Genomic DNA, 25,513 nt, shown 5'->3' on the forward strand with positions numbered 1-25,513 from the left:
AATGCACTTGCCTCAACCCCGCCCCAGCAGCGAAAACCCTCGCCTGTCTTCTGATCGGTGAACCCCATGCCCAACCCCCAAAACCCCGTGCGCAATGTGCTGTACATCATGTGCGATCAGCTGCGCCGCGATTACCTGTCGTGCTACGGCCATCCGCATTTGCACACGCCAAACATCGATCGCCTGGCCGCTGCCGGCGTACGTTTCAGCCGCGCTTACACCCAAGGCACGATCTGCGGGCCGTCGCGGATGTCGGCCTATACCGGACGCTATGTCAGCAGCCATCAAGTGACGTGGAACGCGGTGCCGTTACCCCTGGAAGAATTGACCATCGGCGACTACCTGCGCCCGTACGGCATTCGCACTGCGCTGGTGGGCAAGACCCACGCCACACCCAATCTGGATGCCTTGCTGCGGCTGGCCATCGACCCTTCCAGCGATCAGGCCTCAGGGCTCAACGAAGTCGGTTTCGAAGCTTTTTTCCGGCACGACGGCATCTTCCCCGACGACCCGTTGTTCGACGACAAACGCGAATCCGCGCCCTACACCCATTACCTGCGTGCCCATGGTTTCGAAGGCCGAAACCCGTGGCACGACTGGGCCAACGCTGCCGAAAGCGCGCAGGGGGAAATCCTCAGCGGCTGGAAAATGCGCAACGCCCGTTTGCCCGCGCGCGTGCCCGAGCAGCATTCGGAAACCGTCTACACCACCGACCGCGCCATCGACTTCATCGCCGAGCAAGGTGAACAACCGTGGTGCCTGCACCTGTCGTACATCAAACCGCACTGGCCCTATATCGCCCCGGCGCCGTATCACGCGCTGTATGGCGCCGATCAAGTGATTGATCCGGTGCGTGCAGCCGTTGGCGAGGAAAGCGATCACCCGGTGTACGGGGCGTTCCGACAGCATGAAGAGAGCCTGAATTTTTCCCGTGATGAGGTGCGCTTGAACGTGGTGCCGACCTACATGGGGCTGATCAAACAGGTCGATGATCAGCTCGGGCGCTTGTTTGATTTTCTTCAGAGCAATGGTCGCTGGGACGACACGTTGATTGTGTTCACCAGCGATCACGGTGACTTCCTGGGCGACCATTACTTGGGGGAGAAAGAGTTTTTGCTGGAACCGGCGGTGGGAATTCCGTTGATCGTGCGCGACCCGCGTGTGGCGGCGGATGTCACTCGGGGATCGGTGGATGATCGGCTGGTGGAAACCATTGATGCGCTGCCGACCTTTCTTGAAGCACTAGGATTGCCGAGCGCCGACCATCGTCTTGAAGGACGCTCGCTGATTCCCCTGCTGCACGGCGTGAAAACCGATTGGCGTCGTTATGCGATCAGCGAGTACGACTACGCATTCCAGGCCCCGGCGCGGGAGCGTTTGGAGCAGCCAATCGACCGTTGCCGCATGACCATGGTACGCAGCGAGCGCTGGAAATATTTGGCGTACGACGGGTTTCGGCCGCAGTTGTTTGATCTGTTGAATGATCCGCAGGAATTACGGGATCTAGGGGCGGATCCGGCTTATGCGGCGGTACGTGAAGAGCACGCAGGGTATTTGTTTGAGTGGGTGCGGGGGTTGAAGCGGCGCACGACCATCAGTCATCAGGAGATCGATTTGCGCGGGCAGCGGTTTCGTTATGGTGAGCCGGAGACCGAGAAGTTAGTCCAGATCGGCGTGTGGTAACCCAATCAAATGTGGGAGCGGGCTTGCTCGCGAAGACGGAGTGTCAGTCGATAAAAATGTTGACTGATACACCGCTTTCGCGCGCAAGCCCGCTCCCACAGGGGACCGTGTTTTACGCGCCTTTGATGGTCTGGCTCCGCTGCCCCGCCACACCCACCGGCACCTCGCCCTTCAACGTCACCCGGCGAACGATCCGATCCTGAGTCCCATAATCATCCACCGCGTAATGCTGAGTAGAGCGGTTGTCCCAGATCGCCACGTCGCCAGCCTTCCAGCGCCAGCGCACGGTGTTTTCCAAACGGGTGACATGGCTTTGCAGCAATCCGAACAAGTGTGCCGAGTCGGCTTGGGAATAGCCCTTGATGCGCTTGACGAAATGCCCCAGCAGCAAGCTCTTCTCGCCGCTGATCGGGTGCACACGGACCACCGGGTGCTCGGTCTCGTAAACGGTGGAGGTGAAGATCTTGCGGTAGCGCTCCAGCTTTTCCGCCGAGACGTCTGGCTTGGCCCCGGCGTAGTCGTATTCGTTGCTGTGCACGGCGACCAGTTTGTCCGCCAGCTCACGCAGCTCCGGTGCCAGTTCGTTGTAGGCCGTGGCGGTGTTGGCCCAGAAGGTGTCGCCACCGAAGGCCGGGGCCACCACCGAGCGCAGGATCGAAGCTTTCGGGTACGCGTCGACGAAAGTCACGTCGGTGTGCCAGGAGTTGGCGCGCTGACCTTCAGCACCGTCCAGCTCCAGCAGGTAACGGGTGCCATCGCGTACCGGTACGGTCGGGTGCGCCACGGGCTCGCCGAGCAGGTGAGCGAAGGCTTCCTGGCTTTGATCGTCGAGCTGGGTCTGCTCGCGGAAGAACACGACTTTGTATTGCACCAGCGCCTGCTGGATCGCTTCAACGGTGCTGGCGTCCAGCTCACCGGAAAGTTGCACGCCACGGATCTCGGCGCCGATCCGGCCGGCCACCGGATGGACTTCAAGCGCGTGAACAGCGGGTTTTACAGCTAAAGCGGCATTGCTCATGGGTAGACCCTCGATCGGACTGCTGACGGTTGGACGGCAGCGAAACAATGCTCTATCTATATTCAATTTAGGTCTAATAGATATTCACATGCTTCGTTGACGGAATAAGAGCTTGCATTTAAAACCTCTAGCAACCCTCGTCGCAAATGCCTTCGAGCTATTTTTAGGATGCCGGAAAAGCATATGGATCTTCGCCAGTTGCGCTACTTCATCGCCCTCAACGAACACCGCAGTTTTGTCCGCGCGGCCGACGCCATGGGCATCACTCAACCGGCGTTCAGCCGCAGTATTCAGGGGCTTGAACAAGAGTTCGGCTGTGTGTTGGTGGACCGTGGCAACAAGGATTTGCGTCCGACACCCGAAGGTCAGGTGGTGCTGCAACACGCCTTGACCCTGGTCCAGGGCGCGGCGCTGCTCAATGCCGAGGTCACGCAGATGACCAAGCTCGACGCCGGTGAACTGCGCTTCGGTTGCGGCCCGGCGCCAGCGGTGAAACTGGTGCCCGATGCGGTGGCGCAATTCATCAACGCGCACCCGAAAGTACGCACCTGTTTTCAGGTGGATAACTGGGAAAAACTCAGCCGCGCCCTGAGCCGTGAAGAGATCGAGTTCTTCATCGCCGACATCCGCCATTTCGAAGCCGACCCGAACTTCCAGACCCAGGCCCTGACGCCCAGGCGCGGAGTGTTCTTCTGCCGGCCGGGGCATCCGCTGCTGGTCAAGGACAGCCTGTCGACCAACGACATGTTCGACTACCCGCTGGCGACCACGTTGATCCCGCCGGGTATTCGCAAACTGCTGGCGAATCTCAGTGGCCGGATGGATTTCTCGCCGACCATCGAGACCGAGCACTTTCCGGCGCTGGTAAAGATCGTGCTGCAATCGAATGCGATTGGCATTGGTACGCAAGAGGCGTTTATCGAAGACATTGCCGAGGGCTCGCTGGTGTTGCTGCACTGGCGCAATCTGCCGCAGAACATTGAAAGCATGAATGCGCGGTGCGGGATTGTGAGTCGTACGGGGTTTCGCTTGTCGCCGGCGGCCAGGGCGATGATCGAGACGTTGGTGGCGGTGGATAAACAGGAGATATCTGTCGCTGTTTAGAAGATCAAAAGATCGCAGCCTGCGGCAGCTCCTACACGGTCGGTGTAGGAGCTGCCGCAGGCTGCGATCTTTTGATTTTAGAGTTTGGCCGCAGCCAACTCCGGCGCCACCCAATCCGTCACCTTGAACGGCTTGCGAATCAGCTTCTGCTGCGAAGCCAAATCCACCGAATCCTGCAATTTCCCGAGGAACGCCGGATCCAGCGTCGAGGGGAACACTTCGCTCAACTTCTGATCCCTCAAGTCCTGCTGAAGAATCACCGGCGGATAACTCGCCAGCCCCGACACCAACTGAATGTAAGCATCCTTGTTGCTGTCCTGGGTCAGCCACTCAACCGCTTGCTGCTGCGCCTTCAGCAGTTTCGCCACTGCCTCGGGATGTTCGTCGACAAACTTGCCGGTACCCACCAGCACGGCCTGAACACTGCCCGCCCCACCCAGATCCTTAGTGTTCAACGGCAACTCGGCCAACCCCTTGGCTTGCAACGCCGTCAATCCAGAACTGCCCCACGACGCATCAATCTGCTTGGCCGCCAGCGCCGCAACGGCGCCGTTGAAGTCCAGGTTGATGACTTTCAGGTCCTTCTCGCTCAAACCCTGGCTGGCCAGTGCCGCATCGAAGGACAACTGCGTGGCAGTGCCACGGAAGATCGCCACGCGTTTGCCTTTGAGGTCTTGCAGGGTTTTGATCCCCGAACCGGGCACCACGCCCAGGTACTGTTTCACGCCCCGTGCGGAGGCGCTGAGCAGCCGTGTATCCAGCCCATTGGACTTGCCAATGATCGCCGCCAAGTCACCGAGGTACGCCAGGTCCACCTGGCCGTTGGCGAACGCTTCATTGATCACGGGACCGGCGCCCTTGAAGAAACTCCATTGAATCTTGATGCCCTGCTCGGCGAAGGCTTTCTCAAAGATTTGCTGGTCACGCAACACGTCCGTTATGCCGCCGCCACTGTGTTGGGTGCCGGCACTCAGGTCGGGCACAGCGATGCGAATTTCCTTGAGTTCATCGGCATGGGCGGTGAACGCCAGCAACCCCGCCAGGGCCGGTATGGCAAACAGACTGATGACACGTTTGAAAGGACGATTCATGGGTGCGGCTCCTGGTGGCGACGGCGTTGAAGAGCAGAACGTAGGCTGAATCGGGTTCGACGCTTAAATACTATAAATTCACATTTTTATAGCTTTTTGATCTATGCCAGCTAAAGCGGGGCTCTGCGGCGGGTATGCATAAACAGCATTAAAAATATTCTTCGAATGCATTGGATGCGTGTGGGCTGGAGGCCTTAAATGGTCTCGCTTATCTCTCAATAGAATTGATATTTATTTTTATATAACCATTTTTAGTGAATTTTAGATCGCCAAGATCGTCCGAAGGCTGCGTTCGGACGATCTTTTGATTTTGACCCATGAAAAACCCGACAACGGAGGTCACCCATGGCCCGTATTTCCCTTCTCAGCCTGCCGCTGGCCGCCCCGCCGCTCAACGGCCGGCGCCTGTGGCCACGCCTGAGCCAGCGACTGCTGCCCTGGTTGTTGCCGATCAGCCTGTTCGCCTTGTGGTGGCTGGCCAGCCGTAATCACTGGATGAGCGAGCAGATCCTGCCGGCGCCCTCCCTGGTCTGGAACAGCGCCGTCGAACTGTCCCAAGGCGAGTTGTGGAGCCATCTGTGGATCAGCCTGCAACGCCTGTTCTGGGGATTGCTGGCGGGGATCAGCGCCGGTGCCCTCCTCGGCGCGGCACTTGGCTTCAGTCGGCGTCTGGAGCGGCTGGTGTTCCCGACCTTCGCGGGTTTGGCGCAGGTCCCGACGCTCGCGTGGATTCCGTTGTTCATGGTGTTTTTCGGCATCGGCGAAGTGCTGAAACTGGTGGTGCTGGTCAAAGCCATAGTGGTGCCGGTGACCCTGCACACACTGGTCGGCGTGCGCGATGCGCAACCCAAACTGCGCGAAGCCGCCGCCGTCCTGCGCCTGCCCACCCGATTGTTGATCCGTCGCCTCATATTGCCCGCCGCCCTCCCGGCCTTCATGGCCGGTGTACGCCTGGCGCTGGCCGCCGGCTGGACCTCATTGCTGGCCGTCGAGCTGCTGGCATCCAGCGAGGGCATCGGTTACCTGATGGTCTGGGCCCGGCAGTTGTTCATGCTCGATATCGTCTTCGTGGTGATCGTGGTCATCGGTTTGATCGGCGTGGCGATGGATCGCAGCATCGGCTTGCTGGATAAAAAACTGGTGCACTGGCCGCACCCGGCCACTGCCGAAATCCGCCGTGGGCCGAAGTATCAAGGCTGGCAACGCCTGCAACCGTGGCTGCTGCCCTTGGCGCTGCTGGCGTTGTGGCAACTGACCACGGATCAGCAGTGGATCGACGCAAACATCCTTGTCAGCCCTTTGGCGGTACTGGAAACCACCTGGCATGGCCTGCTCGACGGCACGTTGATCAGCGGCATGGCCCTGAGCCTGGGCCGCACCCTCGGCGGTTTGCTGCTCGGCGGTGGCCTCGGATTTTTGCTGGGCTTGCTACTGGGGCTTTCGCACACCAGCGAACGCCTCCTCGGCCCGACCCTCGCCGCCATTCGCCAGATTGCGATTTTCGCCTGGGTACCGCTGCTCACCGCATGGTTCGGTTTGGGGAGTTGGCCAAGTGGGTGTTCGTCGCCCTCGCCGCGTTTTTTCCGCTGTTCATCGCCACCCAGCGCAGCGTCGCCAACCTCTCGCCGCAACTCAATGAAGCCGCTCAGGTGCTGCGTCTGAATCTCGGCCAACGCCTGCGTCGCCTGGTCTTGCCGGGCGCGGCGCCGGGGATCTTCGCCGGCCTGCGCCTTAGCTTGATCTACGCCTGGCTTGGCACCATCGGCGCCGAATATTTCATGCCGTCCAATGGCGGCATCGGCAGCCAGATGATCGGTGCCCAGCAACTGCTGCGCATGGACCTGATCATGGCCGGCATGTTGCTGGTGGGCCTGACCGGCGCCCTGCTCAACCTCATTGGCCAACGCCTGGAAATCCGCGCTACCCGCTGGAGACACGCATGAACGCACCGATTGTCAGCTTCAACCATGTCGGCAAATCCTTCGACGTCGACGGCTTCGAGCTGGAAGCGATTCGCGAATTCAACCTGGAGATTGCCGAGGGTGAGTTTGTCGCCATCGTCGGCTCCAGCGGCTGTGGCAAATCGACTTTGTTGCGACTGCTGGTGGGGCTCGATACGCAGTTTCGCGGGCAGATCACCGTGGACGGTAAAGCGGTGACCGGCATCGGCAGCGAACGCGGAATTGTCTTTCAGGAACACCGCTTGTTTCCGTGGCTGAGCGTGGCCGACAACATCGGCCTGGGCCTGGTCAACGAACCGCTGAGCGCTGTGCAAAAGCAAAAGCGCGTGGACGACTTCATCGAGTTGGTCGGCCTCAGCGACTTCACTCGCGCCTATCCACACCAACTCTCCGGCGGCATGGCGCAACGGGTCGCAATCGCCCGCGGCCTGGTCGCCAGCCCGCGGATTCTGCTGCTGGACGAACCTTTTGGCGCCCTCGATGCGCTGACCCGGCAGCAGATGCAGGACGAGCTGCTGGCGATCCGCGCCCAGGCCAAAATCACCACCATTCTGGTGACCCACGATGTGGAAGAAGCGATCTTCCTCGCCGACCGCGTGGTGGTGATGGAACCGCGCCCCGGACGGATCAAGCAAGTGGTCGACATCGCCCTGCCCCATCCGCGCCAACGCAGCAGTTTCGACTTCCACCAGTTGCGTGAAGAGCTGCTGCACGAACTCACCAGAAACGACCACTACCAACCGCTCGTGCCGGTACAAATCCGCGATCTGCCACTGTCCTTCATTGCCTGCTGAACAGGAGACTTTTGATGCCGCAACGTCCCAACTTTCTGGTGATCCTGGCCGATGACCTGGGCTTTTCCGATATCGGCGCGTTCGGCGGCGAAATCGCCACGCCGAACCTCGATGCGTTGGCCAGCAACGGCCTGCGCCTGACCGATTTCCACAGCGCACCGACCTGCTCGCCGACCCGGTCGATGCTGCTCACCGGCACCGACCATCACATTGCCGGCATCGGCACCATGGCCGAAGCGCTGACCCCGGAACTGATCGGAAAACCGGGTTACGAGGGTCACCTCAACGACCGCGTGGTGGCGTTGCCGGAGCTGCTGCGCGAGGCCGGTTACCAGACGCTGATGAGTGGCAAGTGGCACCTGGGCCTGACCGCCGAACTGGCCCCCCACGCCCGGGGTTTCGAGCGTTCGTTCTCGCTGCTGCCGGGCGCCGCCAACCATTACGGTTTTGAACCGACTTACGATGAGCAGACGCCGGGCCTGCTCAAATCGACCCCGGCGCTGTACATCGAGGACGACCAATTCATCGATGAGTTAGCGAAGGATTTCTATTCCTCCGACGCCTTCGGCGACAAGCTTTTGCAGTATCTGAAGGAACGCGATCAAACCCGACCGTTCTTCGCCTATCTGCCGTTTTCTGCACCGCACTGGCCGTTGCAGGCACCGGCCGACGTGGTCGAAAAATACCGTGGTCGCTACGACGCCGGCCCCGAAGTGCTGCGACTTGAGCGTCTGGAAAAACTCAAATCCCTGGGGTTGATCGATGCCGATGTCGAACCGCATCCGCTGATCCAGCTCAACGCACAATGGGACGCCTTGAGCGACGAACAACGGCAGGTTTCCGCGCGGGCCATGGAGGTTTACGCAGCGATGGTCGAGCGCATGGACTGGAACATCGGTCGTGTCGTCGACTACCTGCGCAATCAGGGACAACTGGACAACACCTTCATCCTGTTCATGTCGGACAACGGTGCCGAAGGCGCGCTGCTGGAAGCCTTCCCGAAATTCGGCCCGGAGCTGCTGACGTATCTGAACCAGCATTACGACAACAGCCTGGACAACATCGGCCGCGCCAACTCCTACGTCTGGTACGGGCCGAGCTGGGCGCAGGTGGCGACTGCGCCGTCACGGCTGTTCAAGGCGTTCACCACTGAAGGCGGGATTCGGGTGCCGGCGCTGGTGCATTACCCGCAATTGTCGCTCAAGGGGCAAATCAGCCACGGGTTTGGCACGGTGATGGACGTCACGCCGACGATTCTCGATCTGGCCGGCGTGCGGCATCCGGGCAAGCAGTGGCGCGGCAAGCCGGTGGCGCAGTTGCGCGGGAAGTCGTGGCTGGGGTTTCTGTCGGGTGAAACGGCTCAGGTGCATGACGAGCACACGGTGACCGGGTGGGAGTTGTTTGGCCGGCGGGCGATTCGGCAGGGGCAGTGGAAGGCGGTTTACATTCCTGGACCGGTGGGGCCGGCGACCTGGCAGCTGTATGACTTGGGGAGTGATCCGGGGGAGATTCATGATTTGGCGGTTAGTCAGCCAGAGAAGCTCAGCACGTTGATCGAACATTGGCAGACTTATGTGGATGAGACCGGGGTGATTTTGAGTGAGTCGCCGTTTCAGTCGGATTGATGTTGCCTGAGCGACTGCTTTCGCGAGCAAGCCCGCTCCCACATTTGATCTTCGGCGACCACAAAATCTGTGAACAACCGAGATCCCCTGTGGGAGCGGGCTTGCTCGCGAAGAGGCCCTCAACCACACCCAATCAAGCCCTGGCTGTGCGCACCTCATCCCCCACCACCTCGTCCTTGCGCACAAACCGGTTCGCCCGGCCAAACGTCCCGAAATCATTAAACCGAACCCCCATCTCGTGCATCACCTTATGCGCCACCGGCACGGTCATCTGGCGGATGTAAAACGGTTCCTTCACCACAAAATGGTGAATCCCGTGACTGCTGCCGAAGTTGAAGCAGAACGCTTGCAAAGGCCACATCCACCAAGGGTTCAGCACCTGGGTCTGTTGAATCACATTCCCCAGTTCCACATCACCGTAGTAATGCATGTTCGAACTGACAAAGTGCAGGCAGAAGGTGCGCAACACGTTCGGTCCGATGATCACCACCGCCGCGATGTCGATCACCTGCATCACCGACAACGTGGTCGCCGACCATGCAATCGGTGCACCGAGCAAATGCGCGATGCCATTGGCCGCATGAAAGCCGAGAAACACATACCACGCGCCCCAATGCACCAGCGCCAGCGGCGCGTAGACCTTCAAGGTGCGCTTGATGATGCTGAATTTGTGCGCCCAGGTCTTGGCCCGCAACAGGCGGATAAACGCCGACATCACGTTGTCGCCAACCATCAACAACCGGGCAATGCCCCAAGGCTCGCCGTTGGTGATCGCTCGTTCTTCCATGTCGGTTTCCGTGCCGGAGACCTTGTGGTGGTTGAGGTGCAGATGGCGGCGAATCCACGGGTTGATCGTGCTCGGCCGCGCCAGCCAGACCAGGCCCATCATCAGGTTGTGCGGCAGGCGTTGCTTGCGAAAGTACAGGCTGTGGATCAGGTCGTGCTCCAGTTCGTGGGTCAACGAGGCAAAAAAGGCGTTGAGCAACAGGCACGCCCACCAGGCCATGTGGCCCGTGATGTAGAGCGCTGCCGAACCGATCATTCCGGCCAGCGCAAAGGCCAGAATGCCCGCGCCCAAGGCGTCCTGATGGTTGAGAATCGGGTAGCGTTTTCGAAGCTCAACGCCTTTAGCCAGCACCACTTCGCGAATATGTGCTGATCGCTGGGCTGCATTCAGTCGCTGGGGACTTGCAGAAGTACCGTCCATGCTTCCATCCTCTGGTTATTGATGTTCACATCCTGCCTTGTGATGCCTCACAAGATGGTAGCCGTGAACGCCAACCTGTTGACCGGAAGCGCCAATCACCATGAGTGAACCGACCTCCCTCGCCAGCTGGACCCGCGCCCTGCGCAAGCAACTCGATGCGTTGGGCCTCGACAGCACCGCCCTGTGCCAACAGGCGGGGCTTGACCCGCAGTTGATGGACGACCCGAACGCCCGTTACCCGTTGTCCAGCACCACGCGCCTGTGGGAAATCGCCGTGCAGGTCAGCGGCGACCCGGCGATTGGCTTGCGGGTGTCGCGCTTCGTCAGCCCGACCACGTTCCACGCGCTCGGTTATGCGCTGGTAGCCAGCGGCAGTCTGCGGGAAGTCTTTGAGCGCATCGTGCGTTATCACCAGGTGGTCAGCGATGCCTTGGAACTGGAATTGACCCGCGCAGACGACCGCTACCGTTTCCGCCTGAAAGTCCCGCCCGGCAGCCCGGCCCCGGCCTTCGAAGCCATCGATGCCTTCGCGGCGATTTACGTGCGCACCTGCCGCAATCGCCTGGGCCGCGAGTACGCCCCGCTGGCGGTGTACCTGCGCCGCCCCGAACCGGCGGACCCACACCAATGGCACAAGGTGTTCCGTTCGCCAGTGCACTTCGGCGCCGACGAAGATCGACTGGAATTCTCGCTGGTGGATTTCGACAGCCATCTGGACGACGCCAACCCGGAACTGGCCGAACACAATGAAACCGTGCTCAAACGCACCCTGGCCCAGCTCAAACCGCTGACCTGGGAGCGCAAGGTGCGCGACGCCATTGAAGAACAACTGCCCGAAGGCGAACCCAGCGCCGAACGCATCGCCCAGGCCCTGCACCTGAGCTTGCGCAGCCTGCAACGGCACCTGGCGGATGAAGGTTGCCGCTTCGACACGCTGCTCAACGAAAGCCGCGAGAATTTGGCGCTGCTGCACCTGCGCGATCCGCAGTGTTCATTGAGTGAGGTCAGCTATTTGCTGGGGTTTGCCGATACGAGCAGTTTTAGCCGAGCGTTCAAGCGTTGGACGGGGATGACCCGGGGGCAGTTTCGGGATGGGTTGCGGTGACGGATCCAGAAGGTGTGTTAAATGGACGGGCCTCTTCGCGAGCAAGCCCGCTCCCACATTTGATCTTCAGTGAACACAAAATCCACCAACAACACAAAACCACTGTGGGAGCGGGCTTGCTCGCGAAGGCGATCCTCAGTTCACCACAGTTTCCACTTGGCCGATTTGCATCGCATACGATGCAAATTTATCCAAATCATGGAAATGCATTGTATTTAGTGCATTTCGAAACGAAGAGTTGGCCAATTCTGGCCTGACTTCCAGTCATCAACGCCCCCGATCACGCCGCAACAACTTGCGCACCCGCGCCACCAGTTCGCTCACGGCAAACGGCTTGAGCAGGTAGTCATCTTCATGCAGCTCCAAACCGCGCAGCCGATCCTCGATGCCGTCCCTGGTGGTGAGGAACAGCACCGGGGTTTCGCCGAGCTTGCGGATCTGTTGCAGCAACTGCCAGCCGTTGAGGCCCGGCAGCATGACGTCGAGAATGATCAGCTCGTATTCGCCAGACTCGATAAAGCGCCGGCCGTCCATGCCGTTGAGTGCCACATCGACTGAATAGCTCGCCTCATTCAGGCCGTTGGCCAGGAGTTTGGCGGTTTCAGGTTCGTCTTCCACTAACAGGACACGCATGGCACACCTCGATTATTCAGGAGTACAGGCTAGGCGCGTTCGGGCGCAAAGCCCATCAATTACCGCCAGATTTTAAAAGATCGTCCGAAGGCTCGGGCCGCGTTCGGACGATCTTTTGCTTTAAACCACCGCCAATGCCCGCAACCGCTCGGCGTCCAGAATCTCGATCTCGCCATAGCCCAGGCCGATAATCCCTGGCCCTGTAATTCCTTGAGCAGTTGGTTGGTGGTCTGGCGCGACAACGAGAGCATCGACGCCAATTGCTCCTGGGGCAGTTGCAGCACCCGTCGCGGCGGGTCGATTTCGCCATAGCCCTCGGCGATCATCAGCAAGCGGTGGGCCAGGCGGGCCGGGGCCGGCAGCAGGCTCAACTGTTCGAGGTTGATGAAGGTCAGGCGTAGTTTGTGGCTCATCAGCAACGCCAATTGCCGCCAGTACAGCGGGTGTTCGTCGAGCAATTTCAGCAATGCCGTTTGCGGGATATGCAACAGGCTGCATTGGCCCACGCCATAGGCATCGTGGGTCCGGGGCTGGCCATCGAACAGACAGATTTCGCCGAACCAGTGCGGCGGCTCGACCAGACTCAGCAGCGCTTCTTTGCCCTGCTCGCTCACCGCCCCGATGCGGATCGAGCCTTCGAGTACTGCGTACAGACCGCACGGCGGATCGCCACGCTTGAACAGCCGCTGCCCCGCCGTCAACCGCCGCACCCGGGCAGCCGCCAGCAGACTATCCTGAAAGGAAACGGGTAGATGACTGAACCACTGCCCACTCATCAGGCGTGGACGCCAGACCTGCATATCCATGAAGACTCCTAGAGATTGTCGCCTGGCTGACAGAGCGAGCGCCGAACCCGGGGCATGATCAGTCACCCTACAGGAGGAATAACAATGAAAAGCCTCGTTGACCATCTCAGTCAATACGCCGCCTACCACCGTGACCCGCGCAATATCGCCAGCCACTTTATCGGCATTCCACTGATCGTGGTGGCTGTGGCGGTTTTGCTGTCGCGGCCGCAATGGGTCGACGGCTGGGTTTCACCGGCGGTGCTACTGGCGTTGTTCTCGGCGTGGTTTTACCTGCGCCTGGAACTGCGTCTTGGGGGGCTGATGACGGTGTTGCTGGGCTTGTCGGTTTGGCTGGGGCATGTGTTGGCGCAGCAAGGCACGATGCTCTGGTTGAGCAGCGGCGTGGCGATGTTCGTGATTGGCTGGGCGATTCAGTTTGTCGGCCATCACTATGAAGGGCGCAAACCGGCGTTTGTCGATGATGTGACGGGGTTGATTGTCGGGCCGTTGTTTGTGGTAGCGGAGTTGGCGTTTTTGCTGGGGATGCGGCATGACCTCAAGGAGCAGATCGAGGCGCGGGTGGGTGGTGTTCGGGTCAATCCGAAAAACGCGGCGGCTTAGGCCGCTTTAAAGATCGCAGCCTTCGGCAGCTCCTACGGGGATGTATGTCGGCCACAAATTCGTGCTCAACCGAAATCCCTGTAGGAGCTGGCGAAGCCTGCGATCTTTTGATCTTGGAGGTTAGGCTTTCTGCCAGACCTTGGGCTTGAAGAACAACGTCTCACCCTTGGCCAATCCGACCAGACTGTCGTGATCCTTCACCACTTCTGCCTCGATCAACTCGCTCTGCCCTTCGACCTTCAACGTCACCCGTGTGGTGGCGCCCAATGGCCGGATATCGCGCACTTGCGCCGCGTGGTGATCCTCCAGCTCGTGCCGCGACAGCGATACTTCGTGCGGGCGGAACAACACGTGATTGTCGTCACCCAAGTGCAGACGGTTCGAATCACCGAGGAAGTGATAAACGAAATCGCTGGCCGGGTTTTCGTAGACGTCGCCCGGTGAACCGATCTGCTCGATCACCCCCTTGTTCATCACCACGATGCGATCCGCGACTTCCATCGCTTCTTCCTGGTCGTGGGTCACGAACACGGAGGTCAGGTTGATGTCTTCATGCAGCCGCGCCAGCCAGCGACGCAGTTCTTTACGAACCTTGGCATCCAGGGCGCCGAAGGGTTCGTCGAGCAACAGAACTTTCGGCTCCACCGCCAATGCGCGGGCCAGGGCAATACGCTGGCGCTGACCGCCGGACAGTTGCTCCGGGTAGCGATCCGACAACCAGTCCAGTTGCACCATGTTCAGCAGTTCGTGAACTTTGACCGCGATCTGGCTTTCGCTCGGGCGCTGGTTTTTCGGTTTCATGCGCAGGCCGAACGCGACGTTGTCGAACACCGTCATGTGGCGAAACAAGGCGTAGTGCTGGAACACGAACCCGACGTTGCGATCACGCACGTCGTGGCCGGAGACGTCTTCACCGTGGAACACGATGTTGCCCTGATCCGGGGTTTCCAGGCCGGCGATGATCCGCAGCAGCGTAGTCTTGCCGCAGCCGGACGGACCGAGCAGCGCCACGAGTTCGCCGCTCTGGATGTCCAGGCTGATGTTGTCCAGCGCCTTGAACGCGTTGAAATTCTTGCTGACGTTACGCACTTCGATCGACATGACTTATTCCTCCGCGGCGCTGGCGCGCAGGCGGTTAATACGGTTTTCGCTCCACTGCTTCAGCAGCAGGATGAAGAGCGCCATGATCAGCAACAGGCTCGCTACAGCGAACGCGGCCACGTGGTTGTATTCGTTGTAGAGGATCTCGACGTGCAGCGGCAGGGTGTTGGTCACCCCGCGAATGTGCCCGGAAACCACCGACACCGCACCAAACTCACCCATCGCCCGCGCCGTACACAGCACCACGCCGTAGATCAGGCCCCATTTGATGTTGGGAACGGTGACGTGCCAGAACATCTGCCAGCCATTGGCGCCGAGCAGGCGCGCGGCTTCTTCCTCCTGGGTGCCTTGTTCCTGCATCAGCGGAATCAGTTCACGCGCTACAAACGGCACGGTGACAAAAATTGTCGCCAGTACGATGCCCGGCAAGGCGAAGACGATCTGGATGTCGTGATCCTGCAACCACGGGCCGAACAGGCCCTGAGCACCGAACATCAGTACGTAGACCAAACCGGCGATCACTGGAGAGACCGAGAACGGCAAGTCGATCAACGTGACCAACATACTTTTTCCACGGAACGAATATTTACTCACGCACCACGCGGCGCTGACGCCAAACACCACGTTCAGCGGCACCGAAATCAGCACGGCGATCACCGTGAGTTTCAACGCCGACAAGGCGTCCGGTTCAAAGATCGCGGTGAAGAACGCGCCGAGGCCAAGCTTCAAGCCCTGGGACACAACGATAAACAGCGGCAACAGCAGAAACAGCGCAAAGATCAACCAGCCGAGGCCGATCAGGACGAGCCGCGACGTCGCACTGCCACGGCGGGCGGCGTTGGCCGAAGAGGCGGCCGCAATAGACGATTGGGACATGGTTCGCGCCTCCTTATGGGGTTTCGATGCGCCGCTGCAGCAAGTTGATCAGCAGCAACAGGACGAAGGAAACCACCAGCATCAACACGCCAATGGAGGTAGCACCGGTGTAATCGTATTGGTCGAGCTTGACCATGATCAGCAGCGGCAGGATTTCGGTTTTCATCGGCATGTTGCCAGCGATGAAAATCACCGAACCGTACTCCCCGACGCCACGGGCAAACGCCAGGGCGAAACCGGTCAGCCAGGCGGGTAGCAGCGCCGGCACGAGGATATAGCGGAACACCTGCAACGGCTTGGCGCCGAGGCACGCGGCAGCTTCTTCGATTTCACGCGGGATGTCGGCCAATACCGGCTGCACCGTGCGCACCACGAACGGCAACGTGACGAAGGTCAGCGCCAGGGTGATGCCGAGTGGGGTGTAGGCGATCTTGAAGCCCATGTCCGCCGCGAACTGCCCGACCAGACCGGTCGGCGTGTACAGCGCAGTCAGCGCGATACCGGCGACGGCAGTGGGCAAGGCGAACGGCAGGTCGATCATCGCGTCGATGATCTTGCGGCCCGGGAAGGTGTAGCGCACCAGCACCCAGGCGAGCAACGTGCCGATGATGCCGTTGATGATCGCGGCGTACAGCGCCGTGCCGAAGCTCAGCTTCAACGCCGCCAGCACGCGAGGCGCGGTGACGATGGCGTAGAACTGATCCCAGGTGAGTTGGGCGGCGTGCACGAACATCGCCGCCAGTGGAATAAGCACAATCAGGCTGAGGTACACCAAGGTGTAGCCCAGCGTCAGCCCGAAGCCGGGTATGACGGGGGAGATACGACGCGACATAAAAGTCCCTGGTTGAAAATTTCGATCCGCTAAACGCCTTCATGTGGGAGCGGGCTTGCTCGCGAAAGCGGTGTGTCAGTCAGCATTTCTGTCGACTGACACTCCTTCTTCGCGAGCAAGCCCGCTCCCACATGTTATGCGCCTGAGCTTGAGGCTCGTTGTGTAGCTCGAATCAAGTTACTGCGCCTGGTAAATCTGGTCGAACACGCCACCGTCATTGAAGAATTTCGGTTGGGCAGTTTTCCAGCCGCCGAAGTCTTTGTCGATGGTCACCAGGTCCAGTTTCGGGAACTGCCTGGCGTACTTGGCCGCTACGTCCTTGTCACGTGGGCGGTAGAAGTTTTTCGCCGCGATTTCCTGGCCGGCCGGGCTGTACAGGTGTTTGAGGTAGGCTTCAGCGATCTCGGTATTGCCCTTTTTCTCGGCGTTCTTGTCGACCAGGGCCACCGGTGGCTCGGCGAGGATCGACAGCGAAGGCACGACGATCTCGAACTTGTCGGCGCCGCCGTCTTCTTTCAGCGCCAGGAACGCTTCGTTTTCCCAGGCCAGCAACACGTCGCCCTGACCGTTGTTGACGAAGGTAATGGTCGAACCGCGAGCGCCGGTGTCCAGCACAGGCACGTGCTTGAACAGGGTTTGAATGTAATCTTTGGCCTTGGCTTCGTCACCGCCGTTGGCTTTCAGGCCATAGGCCCAGGCCGCGAGGAAGTTCCAGCGTGCACCGCCAGAGGTTTTCGGGTTCGGAGTGATGACCGACACGTCGTTCTTGACCAGATCACCCCAGTCCTTGATGCCTTTAGGGTTGCCCTTGCGCACCAGGAACACGATGGTCGACGTGTAAGGCGTGCTCGCATCCGGTAGACGCTTCTGCCAGTCGGCCGGCAGGGTCTTGCCGAGTTTGGCGATTTCGTCGATGTCACCGGCCAGGGCCAGGGTCACCACGTCGGCCCGCAGACCGTCGATCACCGCCCGGCCTTGTTTGCCCGAACCACCGTGGGATTGCTGGATCTTCACGTTGTCGCCAGCGTGGTCTTTCTTCCAGAAGTTGATGAATTCGGCGTTGTAGTCCTGATACAGCTCACGGGTCGGGTCGTACGACACGTTGAGCAGCTCGTAATCCTTGGCAACCGCGGAGCCCGCAAAAAGGGCGCTGGCCAGCGCGGCCAAAGCGAAATGACGAATCGACGACATGGTGAAAGCTCCTGGAGTTCTGGTTGTGTTGGCTTTTCTTATGATTTCTGGAATCGCGGTTGCCGGTTGGAAAAGATCGCAGCCTTCGGCAGCTCCTACGCGCCTGTGGGCGCCGCCGAAGGCTGCGATCTTTTGAACTTTCTTTTGATTTTCGCTTCAGCTCGGTTTGCTAACCGGGTTCTGCAAGCGGAATTTCTCTTTGCGTTCGATCTGGACCACCTGGGCGTTGTGCACGGTGATTTCCACTGCGCCGAAACGCAGATCGCGCAGGGCGCTCTGGATCTCGCGCAAAATGGTTGCTTCGTCCTGGCCGTCAACGCTACGTAGGGATGCGCTCATGGTGCTGCTCCTTAGTCTGAGAGGTTGCCTGGCAGTGTCGGCACTGCTTGCGGCGTGAGGGCAATAGTAGATAGGCGCGGATATTCTTAAAAAGACTATTTAAGAATGTTTATATAACCAGAAGGTATTATTTGCTGGGACAAGGGCTTGCGGCGCGGTTGGCCGTCTCAAGATCAAAAGATCGTCCGAACGCGGCCCGAGCCTTCGGCAGCTCCTACAGGGGTTGATGTACAACCGGATATTCACCGCCCCTGTAGGAGCTGCCGAAGGCTGCGATCTTTTCAGCATTCAACCAATCACCGGAGCCGAGCCCAATCCAGTTGCTCAGCCGGCACCGGCCTGCCAAACCAGTAACCCTGCCCCAGATCACAAGCGTGTTCGAGCAGGAATGCCGCTTGCTCCACTTGCTCGATCCCTTCGGCATGCACCTGCATCCCCATGCTGTTGGCCAGCGCGATGATCACCCGCACAATCGCACCGTCATCCTCGTCCCACGGCAACCCGGCGACAAAACCCTGATCGATCTTGAGCTTCTGCACCGGCAAACGCTTGAGCCGCAGCAGCGACGAATACCCGGTGCCAAAATCGTCGATGGCCAGCCGAACACCCAGCTCACGCAAGCGGTGCATTTGCTCCAGCGCCACTTCCGGATCGTCCATCACCGCACTTTCGGTGACTTCCAGTTCCAGATACGCCGGATCCAGCCCGGTTTCGTGCAGCACCTGCGCCACCTGTTGATACAACTCGCGGCGGGCAAACAACCGTGAAGACACATTCACCGCGACAAACGACAGCACCACACCTGCCTGCTGCCATTGGCACATCTGCTGACAGGCTTGGCGCATGACCCAGGCATCAATCTCGGAAATCAGCCCGGTACGTTCGGCGACCGGGATGAACTCGGCCGGCGATATCAACCCACGCTGCGGATGCTCCCAGCGCACCAGTGCCTCGACGCCGATCAGGTGACTGGTTTTGAGGTCATGGACCGGCTGGTAGTAAACCCGCAGCTCCTTCAGTTCCAGCGCGCGGCGCAGTTCGAAGGCGATCTCGACCCGCTGCTGGGCATGGGCGGTCAACTCTTCGGTGTAGAGCGCGTAACCATCACGGCCGGCGCTCTTGGCCTTGAACAGCGCCGAGTCGGCATTGCGCAGCAGTTGCTCGGCACTCAAGGCATCGCCGGGGAACAGGCTGATGCCGATGCTGGTGTTGATGAACAACTGATGCCCATCGATCTCGAACGGCTGCTTGATGCCATCGATGATCCGTTGCGCCAGCGCCGCCGCTTGTACCAGTTGCGGACAGTTTTCGGCGAGTACCGCGAACTCGTCACCGCCCAGCCGCGCCAGAGTGATGCCCGGTACGAACAGGCCTTTGAAACGCACGGCCACGGCCTTGAGCAGTTGGTCGCCGATGTTGTGCCCGAGGCTGTCGTTGATCATCTTGAAATGATCCAGGTCGATCATCAGCAACGCGCAACCACGCTTGTGCAGTTGCGCCGAGGTCAGCGCCTGTTCGACGCGATCGGTGAACAGCAAACGGTTGGGCAAGTCGGTCAACGGGTCGTGGTGGGCCAGGTGGGTCAGTTCGTGCTCTGAGTTCTTGATCGCGCTGATGTCGGAAAATACCGCCACGTAATGACTGAGCCGGCCCAGATCGTCATGAATGATACGGATGGTCTGCCATTGCGGGTAGATTTCGCCACTCTTGCGCCGGTTCCAGATCTCCCCGCTCCACTCGCCGCCGCTACCGAGCATGGCGAACATCGCCTGATAGAAGGCCGGCGGGTGGTGACCGGACTTGAACAGACTCGGCCGTTGGCCCATGACTTCCTCACGCCGATAACCGGTGATCTGCATGAATGCGCGATTCACATGCACGATCAGGCCGTTGCTGTCGGTCACCAGCACCCCTTCGCGGGTGCAATCGAACACGGCGGCGGCCTGGCGCAGACGTTCCCGGTCTTCATTGCGCTCACGCAATTTGGCACCGATCCCCAGGCAGCGGAACAATTTGGCCCGGGCGAGGAAGATTAATCCGGCGCTGAGCAGCACCCAGGCGTAACCGTTGATCAGTTGCCATCGCAACAATTCGGTGGAGCTATCGAAGAAACTGTTCAATAAATAACCACTGAACTGGAGCCAGACGACTGAAAGCACCAGGTAGAGCAGCGCTGCACGCAAGGCATCGCGATATGTTGCAGTCATTCGGCCATCCATGTCCCTACAAAAGGGTTGGAATTATAGGTGAAAGAAACATCCGGCCACTCTTATCTGAAAGGGCGACTGGTTTTATCTGTGGGCTTAGTGATAATGCAACGGCTGTTTTTTTATTTATCGAGGGCCCTATAGCCTATGTGGTACGAAGGTTTTCTCGGCTTGTCGCCCTGGTCACTGGTGGCAGTCACCCTGCTGATGACCCATGTGACCATTGTTGGTGTCACGGTCTATCTGCATCGCTATTCAGCCCATCGCTCCCTGGAGCTCAATGCCGGCCTGAAACATTTCTTCCGTTTCTGGCTGTGGCTGACCACGGCGCAGAACACCCGTGAGTGGACCGCCATCCACCGCAAGCATCACGCCAAATGCGAAACTGTCGATGACCCGCACAGCCCGGTCATCAAGGGCCTTTCTACTGTTTTGCGCAAGGGCGCCGAGTTGTACCGCGCCGAAGCGCAAAACCCGGAGACCCTGCGTATCTACGGCAAGAACTGTCCCGAAGACTGGATCGAACGTAACCTCTACAGCCGTTTCCCGTTGTTGGGCGTGGCGATCATGGGCGTCATCGACCTGCTGCTGTTCGGCACCATCGGCATCACCATCTGGGCCATCCAGATGATGTGGATCCCGGTCTGGGCCGCCGGCGTGGTCAATGGCCTGGGCCATGCCATCGGCTACCGCAACTTCGAATGCCGTGACGCGGCAACCAATCTGGTACCTTGGGGCATCCTGATCGGCGGCGAAGAACTGCATAACAACCATCACACCTACCCTAACTCGGCAAAATTGTCGGTGAAAAAGTGGGAGTTCGACCTCGGTTGGGCCTGGATCCAGGTCTTCAGTTTCTTCCGTCTGGCCAAGGTTCAGCGCGTTGCGCCGATCGCCCACCGGGTCGAAGGCAAGGGCAATCTGGACATGGACACCGCCATGGCCATCCTCAACAACCGCTTCCAGATCATGGCGCAGTACCGCAAGCTGGTGATCGCGCCGCTGGTCAAGCAGGAGTTGGAAAAGGTCGATCACTCGGTCCGGCACCAGTTCCACCGGGCCAAGCGTTTGCTCTCGCGCGAAACCAGCCTGCTGGATGACAAGCACCATATCCGCATCCAGAACATGCTCGAGCACAGCCAGGCGCTGAAGGTAATTTACGAGAAACGCCTGGCCTTGCAGCAGATCTGGGTCAAGACCAGCTCAAATGGTCACGATATGCTTGCCGCTATCAAGGATTGGGTACACGAAGCCGAAGCCAGCGGGATTCAATCCCTGCGCGACTTCGCCGACCAGCTGAAAACCTACTCCCTGCGCCCTGCTGCTGTCTGACGCCGTTGATCGGTGCGCCCCGTTCGCGGGCGCACCCGTCGGAACTAAGCTCCAAATCCCCTATCTCAAAGACACTTCGCCATCCAGGCGGGCCGGGACCTGTTATCAATTCTTTCCCACACCAAGCGTGATGCGCCTGCTGTGGCACAAGAAATAATCGATAAAAGGCTCACGTTGTGGCCGCTTTCGAACCTCCGAGCGGCGCACGCCCTTTGAGATTTGTGCCGATGGTCACTAAAAACCTACAAGACTCATCCCACCCGCAGTGGCCCGAAGCCGCGCAAACGCTGATGGCGCTGATGCATGCCCAAGGTGAAGTCGCACGCTTGAGCGAACGCGAACAATTGTTCAGTTCCCTGCTGGTCAGCGTCAACGCGGTGCTTTGGGCATTCAACTGGGAAACCCGTCAGGTGATCTACGTCAGCCCTGCCTATGAACGGATTTTCGGACGTTCCGCCGGCTTGTTACTGGCCGACTACAACCAGTGGCGCGACAGCATTTACCCCGACGACCTGGACTACGCCGAGCGCAGCCTGGCCGAAGTGCTGGTCAAAGGTGCCGTCGAAGACCGCGAGTACCGCATCATCGCGGCCGATGGCCAGGTGCGCTGGCTCAGCGACAAGTGCTTCATCAACCGTCAGGCAGAGCCAGGGCAGCCGGTGATCATCGTCGGCATTGCCGAGGACATCACCGAAAAGAAGCAAATGGAAGCCGAGCTGCAACGCTTGGCGACCACCGATGTACTCACCCAAAGCAGCAACCGCCGACACTTCTTCGAATGTGCCCATCGCGAGTTCGAACAGGCACGGCTGCAAGGCGCGCCGCTGGCATTCCTGCTGCTGGACATTGATGACTTCAAGAAGGTCAACGACACCTACGGCCACCCGGCAGGCGACACTGTGCTGCAACGTATCGCCGAGAGCGGTCGCGCGACATTGCGCCGGGGTGATCTGTTCGGGCGAATCGGCGGGGAAGAGTTCGCGGCGCTATTCCCAGGTTGCGCGCCGGACATGGCCATGCAAGTGGCCGAGCGCCTGCAACGGGAGATCCAGCGGTTGAGTTTCAGCCATGATGAGCAGACCTTCGGCATCACCGTCAGCCAGGGCCTGACCCGCCTTACCTGCGACGACCAAAGCCTCGACAGCCTGTTCGCCCGCGCCGATGCGGCGATGTATGAAGCCAAGCGCCAGGGCAAGAACCGGATTATCTGCGCCTGACAGGCCCGACACAAAACCCCATGTGGGAGCGGGCTGGCTCGCGAAGGGATCGTGTCAGTAGACTTCAATATTGCCTGATACGACGCCTTCGCGAGCAAGCCCGCTCCCACAGGTTTTGCGGTGACCTTACTTTTTGCGCAAACGCATCAATTCCGGCAATCCGATCTTAAGCAGCCGCGCCGTCCGGCTCTTCGACAGTTCCTCAATGCCCTCGTGCTCGGTCAGGCGCGCCAGTTGCGCGGCCATGTTCATCACCAGCGCTTCACGCGAATAAACCCCGCCACCGAGATGGTAGACCGCTGCAATCAGCTCTCGCAGCTCCAGCGGCAGACGCCAGCGCGTGCGCAGCGCCGAACCGTAGCCCGCGCCGAATTCGGCCAATGCGTCGCCGACCTCTTCCCATTCATCCAGCTCGCCGCCGGCCTGCTTCCATTCCTGCAAACAGCGCAGCAACGCCAGATCGCCGAGGCGATGCAACATCCCCGCGCAATAACAACGCTCCTGGTCCAGGTCCAGCAAACGCGCGAGGGTCCGGCCATATTCGGCCGTGCGTAGCGACAAACCCCAATAACGCTCGGCATAGTCCGCCAGCAGCGGATCACTGAGCCGCGCGCAGCGCTTGAGGGCCAGGCCCAGAATCAGGTTCATGCTTTGTGCGGTGCCCAACCGATGCAGCGCCTGGGACAGGGTTTGCACCGCCGCGCCATGATGCTGGGCCGCACTGTTGGCGGCGGCGATCAGCACCGCAGTGATTTGCGGATCATTGCGCACCTCAGCTTCCAGCAGCGTCAGATCGAGGCCATTGGGGTTAAGGCTGCGTTTGACCGCCAGTTGCACATCGGTCATCAACGGCGCGCCGTCCGTCTGCTCACGTCGACGTTCCAGGTACACCGACAAGGTCATGCCCGGCGCCAGCGTCGGTGCCTCGCAGGACACTTCTTCCCCGGCGTTCAGCAGCAGTTCCTGCAGTCGGTGAGTCAGGTTTTCCATGTCCAGGGGTTTGGTCAGATACGCGGTGGGTGCCAGAGGCAAGGCTTCACGCACACTGGCACTGTCGTTGCGGCTGCTCATCAGAATGAACGGCAACGGCGGATTGCGTTTGCGCTGACGCACGCTACGCAAGACGTTCAAGCCATCGACACCGGGCAATTCCCAGTCGACGATCACCAGATCGTAAGGCACGGTCGCCAGCAGCTCCATCGCCTGCTGGCCGTCGGCACACAGATCCAGCCGTGCGTCGCAGCGCACATTCAACAACACCTGCTTGAGCAGGTCGCGGGACCAGGGGTCGGCCTCGGCAATCAGCACACGCGGTACAGCGGGTAAAACCACAGCGGTCATTCGCACACTCCAACGGCAATGCATGAACCTTAGTCAATGCTGGCCATTCGATACAACGCATTTATCCCTGATGTGTTTCAAGACCATCAAAAAACCCGCCGAAGCGGGTTTTTTGTCGATCGGGTCACACTTAGAGTTCGGAGAAACACTCTTCGATGATCGCCAGACCTTTGTCCAGTTGCTCGTCCGGCGAAGTCAGCGGTACCAGGACGCGCAGAACGTTACCGTAGGTGCCACAGGACAGCAGGATCAGACCCTTGTCACGCGCCTTGGCCACAACCGCTGCCACTGCAGGTGCGTTCGGCTTGTGGCTATCGCCGTCGACGAACAGTTCGACCGCGATCATTGCGCCCAGGGCACGGACTTCGCCGATCACCGGGTACTTGGCCTGGATGGCCTTGAGGCCAGTCACCAGACGCTCGCCGACAGCCTTGCAGCGATCCAGCAGGTGTTCTTCTTCGAACACTTCCATCACGGCCAGGGCCGCGGCGCAGGCGATCGGGCTACCCGCATAAGTGCCGCCCAGGCCGCCTGGAGCAATCGCGTCCATGTATTCGGCCTTGCCGCACACACCGGCCAACGGGAAGCCGCCAGCGATGGATTTGGCGAAGGTGGTCAGATCGGCAGCAACGCCCATCTGTTCCATGGCGAAGAACGTGCCGGTACGGCCGGCGCCAGTCTGCACTTCGTCAGCGATCAACAGAATGCCGTGCTGGTCGCACAATTCACGCAGACGCTTCATGAACGCTTTAGGCGCGACGTAGAAACCGCCTTCGCCCTGAACCGGCTCGATGATGATGGCAGCGATGTCACGCGGCTCGGCGTCGTTCTTGAAGATGCGTTCGATGCTGGCGATCGAATCATCGACGCTCACACCGTGCAGTTCATTCGGGTACAGCGCGCGGAAGATGCCGCCTGGCATCAGGCCCATGCCGGCCGAGTAAGGCACGACTTTACCGGTCAGGCCCAGGGTCATCATGGTGCGACCGTGGTAAGCGCCGGTGAACGCAATCACGCCGGCACGGCCAGTGGCGGCACGGGCGATTTTCACAGCGTTCTCTACCGCTTCGGAACCGGTGGTCACCAGCAGGGTTTTCTTGGCGAAATCACCAGGCACCTTGGCGTTGATTTTTTCGCACAGTTCTACGTACGGTTCGTAAGCCAGCACCTGGAAGCAGGTGTGAGTCAGCTTGTTCAACTGCGCGGTCACGGCGGCGATGATTTTCGGGTGCAGGTGACCGGTGTTCAGCACGGCGATACCGCCGGCGAAGTCGATGAACTCGCGACCTTCAACGTCGGTCACGGTGGCGTTCTTCGCCGACTCGGCGAAAATCGGGTGAATCTGGCCAACACCGCGTGGTACAGCGGCTTCACGGCGTTTCATCAGGGATGCGTTAGTCTTGCTCATAAAGTCCTCATTCACCGCTCATCGGGCGGCGTGGTTCAA

At 59.9% G+C, this 25,513-nt stretch carries 20 protein-coding genes and 2 pseudogenes; 9 read left to right on the forward strand and 13 right to left on the reverse strand.

Annotation, left to right across the window (positions count from 1 at the left end; genetic code table 11):
* Positions 1-66 precede the first annotated feature (66 nt).
* Positions 67-1,683 carry an alkaline phosphatase family protein gene (locus tag JFV26_RS11960; RefSeq protein ID WP_201192469.1) on the forward strand — a complete coding sequence of 539 codons (1,617 nt, stop codon included), beginning with the start codon at positions 67-69 and terminating at the stop codon, positions 1,681-1,683.
* 112 nt (positions 1,684-1,795) lie between these two features.
* On the opposite strand, the gene JFV26_RS11965 is transcribed toward JFV26_RS11960, so the two are convergent.
* A complete protein-coding gene (locus JFV26_RS11965) occupies positions 1,796-2,701 on the reverse strand; it encodes a TauD/TfdA dioxygenase family protein (RefSeq protein ID WP_201192471.1) in 906 nt (301 codons plus the stop codon).
* A gap of 183 nt (positions 2,702-2,884) precedes the next feature.
* On the opposite strand from JFV26_RS11965, the gene JFV26_RS11970 reads away from it, so the two are divergent.
* On the forward strand, positions 2,885-3,805 hold the full coding sequence (locus JFV26_RS11970; protein ID WP_201192473.1) for a LysR family transcriptional regulator: 921 nt from the start codon (positions 2,885-2,887) through the stop codon (positions 3,803-3,805).
* Positions 3,806-3,882: 77 nt separating this feature from the next.
* Here the strand turns inward: JFV26_RS11970 and JFV26_RS11975 are convergent, their stop codons facing one another.
* Positions 3,883-4,896, reverse strand: a complete 1,014-nt coding sequence (locus JFV26_RS11975; protein ID WP_201192475.1) for an ABC transporter substrate-binding protein — start codon at positions 4,894-4,896, stop codon at positions 3,883-3,885.
* 345 nt (positions 4,897-5,241) lie between these two features.
* Here JFV26_RS11975 and JFV26_RS11980 point away from each other — a divergent pair.
* The 3 genes and pseudogenes from JFV26_RS11980 (at position 5,242) to JFV26_RS11990 (ending at position 9,276) form a co-directional block, all read left to right on the forward strand.
* Positions 5,242-6,839, forward strand: a pseudogene (locus JFV26_RS11980) (ABC transporter permease).
* Complete coding sequence (locus tag JFV26_RS11985; RefSeq protein WP_201192477.1) at positions 6,836-7,651, forward strand: ABC transporter ATP-binding protein; 816 nt, start codon at positions 6,836-6,838, stop codon at positions 7,649-7,651. Before JFV26_RS11980 ends, JFV26_RS11985 begins: the two are co-directional and overlap by 4 nt.
* 14 nt (positions 7,652-7,665) lie before the next feature.
* Positions 7,666-9,276 carry an arylsulfatase gene (locus JFV26_RS11990; RefSeq protein ID WP_201192479.1) on the forward strand — a complete coding sequence of 537 codons (1,611 nt, stop codon included), beginning with the start codon at positions 7,666-7,668 and terminating at the stop codon, positions 9,274-9,276.
* 133 nt (positions 9,277-9,409) lie between these two features.
* Here the strand turns inward: JFV26_RS11990 and JFV26_RS11995 are convergent, their stop codons facing one another.
* On the reverse strand, positions 9,410-10,483 hold the full coding sequence (locus JFV26_RS11995; protein WP_201192481.1) for a fatty acid desaturase: 1,074 nt from the start codon (positions 10,481-10,483) through the stop codon (positions 9,410-9,412).
* Between the two features lie 100 nt (positions 10,484-10,583).
* Here JFV26_RS11995 and JFV26_RS12000 point away from each other — a divergent pair, with 100 nt between their 5' ends.
* On the forward strand, positions 10,584-11,588 hold the full coding sequence (locus JFV26_RS12000) for an AraC family transcriptional regulator (RefSeq protein WP_201192483.1): 1,005 nt from the start codon (positions 10,584-10,586) through the stop codon (positions 11,586-11,588).
* 267 nt (positions 11,589-11,855) lie between these two features.
* Here JFV26_RS12000 and JFV26_RS12005 read toward each other — a convergent pair whose 3' ends face one another.
* The gene (locus JFV26_RS12005) at positions 11,856-12,221 is read right to left on the reverse strand and encodes a response regulator (protein ID WP_201192485.1); all 366 of its coding nucleotides are present in this window, start codon (positions 12,219-12,221) and stop codon (positions 11,856-11,858) included.
* A 120-nt stretch (positions 12,222-12,341) separates the two neighbouring features.
* Positions 12,342-13,027, reverse strand: a pseudogene (locus JFV26_RS12010) (Crp/Fnr family transcriptional regulator).
* An 84-nt stretch (positions 13,028-13,111) separates the two neighbouring features.
* Between JFV26_RS12010 and JFV26_RS12015 the strand changes: the two are divergent.
* Positions 13,112-13,630 carry an Mpo1 family 2-hydroxy fatty acid dioxygenase gene (locus JFV26_RS12015; protein WP_201192487.1) on the forward strand — a complete coding sequence of 173 codons (519 nt, stop codon included), beginning with the start codon at positions 13,112-13,114 and terminating at the stop codon, positions 13,628-13,630.
* A 120-nt stretch (positions 13,631-13,750) separates the two neighbouring features.
* Here JFV26_RS12015 and JFV26_RS12020 read toward each other — a convergent pair whose 3' ends face one another.
* The 6 genes from JFV26_RS12020 to dibA form a co-directional block, all read right to left on the reverse strand.
* Positions 13,751-14,731 carry a sulfate/molybdate ABC transporter ATP-binding protein gene (locus tag JFV26_RS12020; protein WP_201192489.1) on the reverse strand — a complete coding sequence of 327 codons (981 nt, stop codon included), beginning with the start codon at positions 14,729-14,731 and terminating at the stop codon, positions 13,751-13,753.
* Positions 14,732-14,734: 3 nt separating this feature from the next.
* Positions 14,735-15,607, reverse strand: coding sequence for a sulfate ABC transporter permease subunit CysW (gene cysW, locus JFV26_RS12025; protein WP_201192492.1), 873 nt, complete (start codon positions 15,605-15,607; stop codon positions 14,735-14,737).
* 13 nt (positions 15,608-15,620) lie between these two features.
* The gene (gene cysT / locus JFV26_RS12030) at positions 15,621-16,439 is read right to left on the reverse strand and encodes a sulfate ABC transporter permease subunit CysT (RefSeq protein ID WP_201192494.1); all 819 of its coding nucleotides are present in this window, start codon (positions 16,437-16,439) and stop codon (positions 15,621-15,623) included.
* A 177-nt stretch (positions 16,440-16,616) separates the two neighbouring features.
* Positions 16,617-17,630 (reverse strand): sulfate ABC transporter substrate-binding protein, encoded by a 1,014-nt coding sequence (locus JFV26_RS12035; protein ID WP_201192496.1) that lies wholly within the window; start codon positions 17,628-17,630, stop codon positions 16,617-16,619.
* Between the two features lie 156 nt (positions 17,631-17,786).
* Positions 17,787-17,969, reverse strand: coding sequence for a sulfur starvation response protein OscA (oscA, locus tag JFV26_RS12040; RefSeq protein WP_201192498.1), 183 nt, complete (start codon positions 17,967-17,969; stop codon positions 17,787-17,789).
* A 296-nt stretch (positions 17,970-18,265) separates the two neighbouring features.
* On the reverse strand, positions 18,266-20,176 hold the full coding sequence (dibA, locus tag JFV26_RS12045; RefSeq protein WP_201192500.1) for a phosphodiesterase DibA: 1,911 nt from the start codon (positions 20,174-20,176) through the stop codon (positions 18,266-18,268).
* A gap of 147 nt (positions 20,177-20,323) precedes the next feature.
* Between dibA and desA the strand changes: the two genes are divergently transcribed.
* Positions 20,324-21,508 carry a delta-9 fatty acid desaturase DesA gene (desA, locus tag JFV26_RS12050; protein WP_201192502.1) on the forward strand — a complete coding sequence of 395 codons (1,185 nt, stop codon included), beginning with the start codon at positions 20,324-20,326 and terminating at the stop codon, positions 21,506-21,508.
* Between the two features lie 227 nt (positions 21,509-21,735).
* A complete protein-coding gene (locus tag JFV26_RS12055; protein WP_201192504.1) occupies positions 21,736-22,725 on the forward strand; it encodes a GGDEF domain-containing protein in 990 nt (329 codons plus the stop codon).
* A gap of 126 nt (positions 22,726-22,851) precedes the next feature.
* On the opposite strand, the gene JFV26_RS12060 is transcribed toward JFV26_RS12055, so the two are convergent.
* Together JFV26_RS12060 and gabT are read right to left on the reverse strand one after the other, a co-directional pair.
* A complete protein-coding gene (locus JFV26_RS12060; RefSeq protein ID WP_201192506.1) occupies positions 22,852-24,066 on the reverse strand; it encodes a response regulator in 1,215 nt (404 codons plus the stop codon).
* A 130-nt stretch (positions 24,067-24,196) separates the two neighbouring features.
* Complete coding sequence (gene gabT, locus JFV26_RS12065; RefSeq protein WP_201192508.1) at positions 24,197-25,474, reverse strand: 4-aminobutyrate--2-oxoglutarate transaminase; 1,278 nt, start codon at positions 25,472-25,474, stop codon at positions 24,197-24,199.
* Positions 25,475-25,513: the final 39 nt, after the last annotated feature.

It is taken from the genome of Pseudomonas sp. TH31 (assembly GCF_016650815.1).
In the GTDB taxonomy this organism is placed as follows: Bacteria; Pseudomonadota; Gammaproteobacteria; order Pseudomonadales; family Pseudomonadaceae; genus Aquipseudomonas.